Genomic DNA, 8778 nt, shown 5'->3' with positions numbered 1-8778 from the left:
TATTCAGATATGGGTTAGATCATCTCTCGGAATGTTTGCTCTCTGGATTCAATAAGCTAGATATCAACATAATACAATTTTTGTCATGTACTTAGCGATACGAAATAAAATAAACCTACCGCTAACAGCTAAGGCTTCGTTGGGCTCGCAGAGCCGACAATGAGGCCTCGGTTGAACAGCCTGTCCCCCGTCGGTACGGGAGAACCGGTTACATTCCCTCCCTCTATGGGTTTTTCGTGAAATAATTTGAAGGATTTTAAGAGGAACTGGCCCCTCTTTTTTTGTGGAGGTAAAATAGGCCTGGTCTTTAGCGTGTTTTCCTTCACGTTTGGGCATAAATGCCCCTACCCATGCCGCTAGCTGGCGATATGGGGAACAGTATTTTGGCGAATACCGATGTAAGCGGCGGGCGGGCCCCGTCCATCGAAACCAGTATGGTATGCAGGTTGCCTGTTCTGCAGCAGCTACATTTTCTTGGCAATGGAGCTTTCTCTCTTTTTTCGAACGAATTGACAAAGCTGCAGGATAATAAAAAAAGAACGACCGAATAACAACAAGGTTAATTTAAGCCCGAGCGAGTGCTTTATGCACCAATTCGGCAAATTAATCAAGTTAGTTTTTGGGCAGAAAGCTGTGTTATAATTTGGGTACAATGTTACCCGCAAGCGTAAAAGACGACAATGTATATTCAAGAAATATCAATTGACATAAAAACCGAGGTGGACAAAGACGAACTTGTTGATGAGTTCGGCTTGCTTATGTCTTTTTATCGCGGTAACGGGCAGACACAAGGAAGAATTGAATCGCAGTATATAGAAAACAACAAAATTATTTGGTTGCCGTATACTCTTGAAAAGCGCTCTTTGGCCAAACAACTAAACAACTTCTACGTTAATAGACAATCAAAAAAACTTGAAGACCTTTGTAATTCTAAACTAAAGTTCAAGACTGTTGGCAAGTCGTACGATAGCTGTAAGGCATCTTGCGAATGCGAAAAGTCAGCTTTCTATATTTTAATTACAAACTATATAACGATTGAATCACCAATAACTTGCGGGTCTTGTTACAAATCCGTACCACTATATAAACTTCCAATTTTTTACGATTTCGGCTACATGCCAATTTTAAGTTGGGAAACTAATTATATTTCTTGTGACAGTTTACAAATGAACGGTGAAGTTGGCGAGCGTTGGGCTTTAAACCAAATGCAGAAAATAAATTCACAACTCTCAAAACAAGGACTTGAAATATGCAGAAAAATTGAGGATTTAACCTCAATTCCGACTTTTTACTATTTGCACAATTATAGAAAATTTAAAGGAGACCAATTAACAACCCCCTGTCCAAGTTGCCAAAAGAAATGGGACCTAAAAACACAATTACATGATTTTTACGACTTCAAATGTGAAAAATGCAAAATAGTATCCACAATATCACCAAACTCTTAAAAAGAATACCAGCAGTTAACCACAGCTTTTAATAAATTGCAAGCTGTTATCCTCGGTCCTTTATTAATTTTTACTAAATTGTGAGGGCAAACTACCATAAAAAAAAGCTCTTTTGCAAGTCATAAAATAATTAATTGCATAATTTGAAAATACAATAACTTTCAATCTAAACCCAAAAATATGTTCGGAATAAAACACATAAAATTCGACTCCATGACTTACGTTCTGCATTTTAAGAATGGAACGATAAAAAAAGAAGGTCGCGGGCTGTCTTTCTTCTATTTTGCACCAAACAGTAGTATTGTTGCCATCCCGATGGGAAGCAATGACCTGCCCTTTATTTTTAACGAATCTACCAACGATTATCAAACCGTAAACATTCAGGGACAGATAAGTTATAAGATCAGCAACCCAAAAATGCTTGCCGATGTATTGGATTTTACAGTAAACGATAATGGTCAATACAAGAAAAACGACATTGAAAAGCTGAATCAACGAATTATTAACGAAGCGCAAACCGCAACTTCTACGTTTATCCACAGCATCAAATTAAAAGAGGCCATACGGTCGGCAAAATCTATCGAAGAACAAGTTTTAGAGGGCTTAAAAAATTCTAAGGCCATTGGGATGTTGGGCATTGAGATATTGGGTGCAAATATTTTAGCAATAAAGGCAACCCCCGAAATGTCTAGAGCGCTAGAAACAGAAACAAGAGAAAAGCTTCAACAAGAAGCAGATCAGGCTATTTACGAGCGGAGAAATTTCGCCGTAGAGCAAGAAAGAAAAATAAAAGAAACAGAGCTGAATACAGAAATTGCGGTTGAAGAAAAACAGAAGCAAATTGCAGAGAAGAAAATGGAAACCGAGGTTCAGAAAGCCGAGAACGACAGAAAACTTCGCGAGATGGGCTTAGCATCTGACATAGCGGTAGAAAATCAGCGCAAACAACTTATCGAACAGAAAACCGCAAACGATAAAAAAGAAGCAGAAACACAAGGTTTTGTTATAGAGACCACTTTAAAGCCCTATAAAGATATGGATTGGAAAATATTAACGGCGCTAAACAACAACCCCGATCCAAAATTTAACATTTCACTCGCCTTTAGGCAACTTGCAGAAAATGCCGATAAAATAGGCAATCTGAATATAAGTCCGGATCTCTTAGATTCGATACTGACCGATAAAGGCGACCGAAGAAGATGAAAATCGAATACGCAATCATTGTTAAAAATAAAACAAGACTTGAATCTTTGATTGAACGTTTTAACACCAAAGCGCAAGCAAAATTTTACATAGAAAGTGTCGGCGGCAATTTTGGCGACTATCTAGTGGAGCATGAAATTTTTTATCAATCCTTGGTATCTCTTCAGACCCAACTTTCTGCGATTGTTAAGAACAAAACCGTTGAGAGAACTTATCTCCCTTCGTTTATTTTTTCAGAAACGAATTTAATTATTGTCATCGGGCAAGATGGATTGGTTGCAAATACAGCAAAGTATGCTAAAAACTGCCCAATTGTAGCTGTCAATCCCGATAAGGAAAGATATGATGGTGTACTTTTGCCTTTTAATACTTCTAATTTTATTTTGGGTGTAGAAGGCGTGTTGGAAAACAAGTATCAATCTAAAAGCATGACTTTTGCAGAGGCTAAATTAAATGACGGGCAAAGGCTATTGGCTTTTAACGATCTTTTTATCGGAGCGGCTTCTCATGTTTCTGCCCGATACAAAATTTCTTTTAACAAAAATACAGAAGAACAGTCCTCTAGCGGGCTCATAGTTTCCACGCCCGCCGGCTCCACGGGCTGGCTAAGCTCGATATTTAACATGGCTTACGGAGTTACCTCGATGTTTGAGCATGACCTAAAACCAAAACGACCAAAACTAAAAGAAAAGCAGCTGCTTTTTGCTGTAAGAGAACCTTTTAAAAGTATTCGCAGCCAAACCGGAATTGTTGCGGGAGTTATCGAAAGCCAAAATTTCTTAACCGTAGAATCTTTTATGCCCAGCAATGGGGTAATCTTTAGCGATGGCATAGAAACCGATTTTTTGAAGTTTAACAGCGGTTCTATTGCAACGATTGGCATTGCCGCAGAAACAGCCAGACTTGTAGTGAAATAAATTAAAAGAAATTAAATTTGGTGTAAGAAAACTCCATCACCTTGAATTATGTCAAATATTTCGATAAAACCTACCATTAAAGGTGTTGGAGCAGGACAGATTAAGTTTTAAAAAAATGCAATATCCTTTATCAATAACGAGTGATGCAAAGTTTTTCTTTTATAAACTCATCTCGCATAAAATCGCTATTTTTCCAAAAAAAAAATGCTTTAAAATGTACATTCCACCATCAAATCTTATGCACGATCAAGCAGAAATGCTGGTATTTATGAAGCGTTTCAGTTTTGCTGCCATTATATCTTGCACAGACAACATTCCGGTTGCTACCCACCTACCCTTTTTAGTAGAAATGAGGGATGATAAGATAATGTTAACCTCGCATTTTGCAAAAGCAAATAATCATTGGAAAAATATCGAAAATGAAACCGTGCTTGTTATCTTTAGCGAACCCCATGCCTACATCTCAACAAGCCATTATGACGTTGAGCTAAATGTGCCTACCTGGAATTATTTATCCATACATGCTTATGGCAAGGTAAATTTAACGACGAGCTACGAACAAACAATCAATATATTGGAAAGAACTATTAAAACTTACGAGCCCTCCTATATTTCGCAATGGAAGGGTTTTCCCGATGCCTATAAACTGAAAATGGCAAAGGGCGTTGTAGCGTTCGAGATGACAGTAAACGATTTACAAGCGAAGAAAAAGTTAAGTCAAAATAGAACTGAAACTGAAAAAAACAAAATAATCGATTCCTTTTCAAAAAGTGACGACACTAACAAACAGCTTATTGCCGATTACATGGAAATGGAAAACAAACAGTCCATAAAAAGGTAGGAATTCCAGTAATCTGTCCAAATTTTCAAAACCTACGTTTCTCGTAACATTTCAGATTCCGCAGAGCGCTTTTTCAAACTTATATACTGGAATTTGGGGTCGCAATCCCCCACCATTAACAACAATATTTTGTCTGTTTACCCCATTTTGAACTGCCAGAGAGAAACTAACACAGCCAGATGCAATTGTTTTGTATATTCGATGCGATTAAATGAAAGAATTTCTGTAAAAAATGATAGTCGCACTTACCATTACAAAATACAAAACCTATTTTATTCCCTTTGCCTTTATTGGGATGGCCGTATTAAGATTTCCACTATGGCTAAACAAAAAATGCCAGTTTTGGCGACTGATGGGAAGCGGCAGAGACGCACAGGTAGATCTTCCACCCGATTTTAAGCATTGGGCAGTGCTAACCACGTGGAAAAATAGAGTCGATTGCAATCAGTTTTACAAAGAGTCAATCGTAATCAAATGGTTTCGAACATTTGGAGTTGAAGAGTTTACGATATTTTTAAGTCCGCTCGCATCACATGGATTATGGGCAGGCAAAAATGTATTTGAAACCCCTCAGAAAAACTCCTCTCGAGGCGGAAGGATTGCTGCCATTACCAGAGCAACAATTCGATGGGGTAGAATGAAAGAGTTTAGGGCCAATATGTCGCGAGCAGGAAAAGCAATGCGTGCAGCACCCGGCTTTATTATGGCAGCTGGCGTTGGAGAGAATCCCTTTACCAGTCAGGCCACATTTTCTATCTGGGAAAACGCCGAAAGCATGAAAAACTATGCCTACAAAACTTTTGATCATGCCGATGTAATCAAGCTGACAAGAAGTAAAGAATGGTACACCGAAGAACTGTTTGCGCGGTTCGAAATTTTGGAAATTTACGGAACCCTAAACGGCCAAACATTTTAGGCTGTCTCCCCAAATTATTAACCATAAACAAATATAATCATGAGAGTAATTGCCGAGTTGCCACACCCTGAATGTAAGATTAGTATTTTTAAAATGAACAATAAGTTTATAGTAAAGTTTGAGCAGGGTGCTTTAGAGCAAAGTTATAAAATTGCAGAAACCGACCTAACCGGAGGAGGGACAAATGATGTGTTCGAAATTTTGGATGAGGCTTTTATTGAAACTGTAATCGGTCGGTTTAAAGCAATGCGGACTGATTTTATAGCCACCTACAAAAGGTACAACTATTAGTTTATGTAAAACGCACAAATAACTGTATTACAGCATATATTTTACCAATTCAGAATTTAATTCTGCCAAAATGATACTTTTAAGACTTGGATGGTTAAAAAATGTAAACAAAAAATTTAGTATAATCTCATTATAATTTGATTTACAGGTATTTAAAATATAGACAGAATAAAATTTTGTTGCCTAATTTTACCAAATTAAATTAGTATCCCCTCGTTTTACTGCAATCTATCACAGTAAGATGAATTGATTTCAGAGGTGCGTTTAACGTCTTGCTCAATCTAACGTGAGCTATGGATCAGATAAAATTGTTAAGTTATAAAAGCTAAAAAAATTGGTGGAATTGAAATTGAATCGCAAAAAATATGCCTCAAAAACGGTAGTAACTTAAGGAAACCTGCCGTTACGTTGACGTATGAAAATGCTCATAAACAAGAGAATTTCTCGTAGGGTTTATGAGCTATTTGTGAGATTTTTCAAGCATTAAAAATAACGCAACCATTAAGCTAATAGTTGCAATTCTATAAGGGAAAGGAATTGAGCGGGTATTAAACAGCATGGGGAATTCCCTCTTTTAGAGGAGTTGTCGAAGATCGTGGTGTTGGTTACCTAATAACATGTGGTCGACTATTAATATTCATTTATACAGTTAGGTAAATATTGAACTTGTAATTTTCGGTACCTTGATAAAAATCAGCAAAACCGAGCTTTTCTGCGAGCACATGAACGCATTTCTAGAAATTTTTTTCTAATCTTTAAATCTCATGCGTTAATACTTCCAAACTTCAGTTTTCTTTATCGCCGCTATCGCTGCCCCCGTTAATCATATCAGACACAATGCCCTTACTATCTCTGCTTTCGGCAAGCAAAACACCTGCAATATGAATGACGATGTAACCCAACACCAAATACATACAAAACCCGTGGACTTCTTTTATACTGTGACCAATCTGTCGAGAGATACCGAGGTCACCTTGGAAGGCAAGAGATAAGCCTGTACATACCATAATAAGCAACAATAAGTAGAAAATTGCATACAAGACTTTCACAAAAAAGTTATGACGCATATTTGCTAAACGACCGTTTCTATAAATCCTGTAAGCTTCTTTGACTTTAAAAAGAAACTTTTTTTCTTTCGGTAAAAATGCTTCGGTAATTAGCCTGAAAACAAAAAGTATCGCAAGGGCATAACCAAAATAAATATGAATACCCCACACCTGATCTTCCAAGCCATGCGTGGCAGCCCTGGCTTGTTGCGTACTAAGCTGCACGCCCGCACTCTGCAACTCTTTTTGCACAGCTGAGCTCTGGCTACGATCCAACAATGTAGAATTAATTAAAACAGTTAGTAAAGACCCTGTTATTACCAAAGCGGTAAGCCAGTGCCAAATCCTAATTTTTAAATCGTATTTTTTTGTGCTCATTTCTAACTCATTTTATGCGCAGGGCGATGAACATCATCACGCTTGCACCAATTACAAAAATGTAAAAACTTTGCAGATAATAGCTTTAAATATGCAATAAAACTAAAAATGATACAAAGCAAAAAATCCCCAGGCAATTACCAGGGGATTTTGACTAAAAAGTATATTAAGCGTTTAGCAAATGGGGTCTTTCGTTATACGTTCTCCACAACAATTCGCCAAATAAGGTATTGCTCCAAGCAAACCACGATCTAGTAAAGTTAGAAGGGTCGTCTTTATTAAATGCTTCGTGCATAAAGCCTTTGCCAGCATGTGTTTTGCGCAAAGTATCTATACACCACTTTATCTCTTCATCATCTTTAGAGGTAAGCCCCCGCATGGTGATACTCATTGGCCAGATCATATCTTGCCCAACATGTGGCCCACCAATTCCTTCTGCGGCTGTACCTTTAAAGAAATACGGATTATCTGTAGAAAGCGCAAATTTTCTAGTGTTTTGGTAAACAGGATCATTTAGCTCAAGCGCGCCTAAATAAGGTAGCGCTAGTAAACTCGGCACGTTGCTATCGTCCATTAAGTACTGGCTACCAAAACCATCTACTTCGAAAGCATAGATATCGCCATGTTTAGGGTGTTTAACCTTGGCATATTTTTGTATCGCTGCATTAACTTCGTCTGCCAGGCTTGTTAGGCTGCTTTCTAATTTTTCGTCAGCATGTAGCGCCTTAATCATCTCGGCTGCCTCACGTAAGCTAGTTACCGCAAAAAAGTTAGACGGTATTAAAAAAGGAAAAATGGTGGCATCGTCGCTAGGCCTAAACGCAGAGCATATTAACCCAACTGGATTTACAGGAAAGCCGTAACCAGCCATTGGCTGCGTATCTGTTGGATGTGTAGTTTCCCTTTCAAAATGATATGGCCCTCTGTTATCCTTGCGTTGTTGGGTTTTGAAAACCGTTAGGGTACTTTCTATGGCTTTTTTCCAATCGGCGTCGAACGGTGCTTTGTCGCCTGTTTTTTTCCAATAATGGTAAGCAAGTCTAATTGGATAACATAAACTATCTATTTCCCATTTGCGTTCGTGCACGCCAGGCTTCATGTCTGTATGATCGGTTTTCCACTCTCCCACTTTGTTGGGGTCGTTGTAAAAGGCATTTGCATAGGGGTCTTTTAAAACATTTTTTGTTTGATGCCTAATTACTCCCGCAATAAGCTTTTTAAGCGGTACATCTTCATTCACAAATTGAAGATAAGGCCAAACCTGGGCAGAACTATCTCTAAGCCACATCGCATCAATATCACCAGTAATAACATAGGTATCTGGCTTGCCATCTTTTTCGGTATAGTAAACCGTGGTGTCTAAAGTGTTTGGAAAACAATTTTCGAACAGCCAAGACAGTTCTGGATTTTTAACGTTTTTCTGGAAAGTCTTAATCGCTTTGTCTACTGCAGCACTTTCAAAATGCCGTTTTCCTGCAGCCACCCTAACTACGGGAAACTCGGGGGCAAAATCTGCCGCGAAAGAAAATTTAGAGGCTACCAGCCCAGCACCGAGCATACCAGTATTTTGAATAAATGTTCTTCTTTTCATGTTGTTAATTGGTTTAAAATACTTGGTTAATTAAGATGCGTTGAAATCATCTCTCCTCCACTTTTTATAAACCTCTTATTTAGAAAAACAGGCTAATAAAGCACAAAGGTAAAAACCAAAGATATTTAAATTTCGCTCATTTGCAAA

General features: G+C 38.0%; 8 protein-coding genes. 6 read left to right on the top strand and 2 right to left on the bottom strand.

The window, feature by feature from the left end:
- The first annotated feature begins 680 nt into the window (after window positions 1-680).
- From ABIB40_RS10600 to ABIB40_RS10575, 6 genes are all read left to right on the top strand, one after another.
- Window positions 681-1448 carry a DUF2310 family Zn-ribbon-containing protein gene (locus ABIB40_RS10600; RefSeq protein ID WP_354358795.1) on the top strand — a complete coding sequence of 256 codons (768 nt, stop codon included), beginning with the start codon at window positions 681-683 and terminating at the stop codon, window positions 1446-1448.
- Window positions 1449-1628: 180 nt separating this feature from the next.
- Window positions 1629-2651: an SPFH domain-containing protein gene (locus tag ABIB40_RS10595; protein ID WP_354358793.1), complete on the top strand. Its 1023-nt coding sequence runs from the start codon at window positions 1629-1631 to the stop codon at window positions 2649-2651.
- Window positions 2648-3568, top strand: coding sequence for an NAD(+)/NADH kinase (locus ABIB40_RS10590; protein WP_354358791.1), 921 nt, complete (start codon window positions 2648-2650; stop codon window positions 3566-3568). Before ABIB40_RS10595 ends, ABIB40_RS10590 begins: the two co-directional genes overlap by 4 nt.
- Before the next feature lie 115 nt (window positions 3569-3683).
- Complete coding sequence (locus ABIB40_RS10585) at window positions 3684-4409, top strand: FMN-binding negative transcriptional regulator (RefSeq protein ID WP_354358789.1); 726 nt, start codon at window positions 3684-3686, stop codon at window positions 4407-4409.
- A gap of 232 nt (window positions 4410-4641) precedes the next feature.
- On the top strand, window positions 4642-5325 hold the full coding sequence (locus tag ABIB40_RS10580) for a DUF3291 domain-containing protein (protein ID WP_354358787.1): 684 nt from the start codon (window positions 4642-4644) through the stop codon (window positions 5323-5325).
- 39 nt (window positions 5326-5364) lie between these two features.
- Window positions 5365-5616: a hypothetical protein gene (locus ABIB40_RS10575; RefSeq protein ID WP_354358785.1), complete on the top strand. Its 252-nt coding sequence runs from the start codon at window positions 5365-5367 to the stop codon at window positions 5614-5616.
- Between the two features lie 785 nt (window positions 5617-6401).
- On the opposite strand, the gene ABIB40_RS10570 is transcribed toward ABIB40_RS10575, so the two are convergent.
- The gene (locus tag ABIB40_RS10570; protein WP_354358783.1) at window positions 6402-7040 is read right to left on the bottom strand and encodes a cytochrome b/b6 domain-containing protein; all 639 of its coding nucleotides are present in this window, start codon (window positions 7038-7040) and stop codon (window positions 6402-6404) included.
- Between the two features lie 166 nt (window positions 7041-7206).
- Window positions 7207-8631, bottom strand: coding sequence for a glycoside hydrolase family 125 protein (locus ABIB40_RS10565; RefSeq protein WP_354358781.1), 1425 nt, complete (start codon window positions 8629-8631; stop codon window positions 7207-7209).
- Between the last annotated feature and the right edge of the window lie 147 nt (window positions 8632-8778).

Source organism: Pedobacter sp. UYP30 (genome assembly GCF_040547165.1).
GTDB lineage: Bacteria > Bacteroidota > Bacteroidia > Sphingobacteriales > Sphingobacteriaceae > Pedobacter.
This window is presented reverse-complemented; position numbering and strand designations above follow the sequence as displayed.

Excerpts from the sequence above, each read along its gene's own strand:
- ABIB40_RS10600 (WP_354358795.1), top strand. The coding sequence starts at position 681 with ATGTATATTCAAGAAATATCAATTGACATAAAAACCGAGGTGGACAAA.
- ABIB40_RS10595 (WP_354358793.1), top strand. The coding sequence starts at position 1,629 with ATGTTCGGAATAAAACACATAAAATTCGACTCCATGACTTACGTTCTG.
- ABIB40_RS10590 (WP_354358791.1), top strand. The coding sequence starts at position 2,648 with ATGAAAATCGAATACGCAATCATTGTTAAAAATAAAACAAGACTTGAA.
- ABIB40_RS10585 (WP_354358789.1), top strand. The coding sequence starts at position 3,684 with ATGCAATATCCTTTATCAATAACGAGTGATGCAAAGTTTTTCTTTTAT.
- ABIB40_RS10580 (WP_354358787.1), top strand. The coding sequence starts at position 4,642 with ATGATAGTCGCACTTACCATTACAAAATACAAAACCTATTTTATTCCC.
- ABIB40_RS10575 (WP_354358785.1), top strand. The coding sequence starts at position 5,365 with ATGAGAGTAATTGCCGAGTTGCCACACCCTGAATGTAAGATTAGTATT.
- ABIB40_RS10570 (WP_354358783.1), bottom strand. The coding sequence starts at position 7,040 with ATGAGCACAAAAAAATACGATTTAAAAATTAGGATTTGGCACTGGCTT.
- ABIB40_RS10565 (WP_354358781.1), bottom strand. The coding sequence starts at position 8,631 with ATGAAAAGAAGAACATTTATTCAAAATACTGGTATGCTCGGTGCTGGG.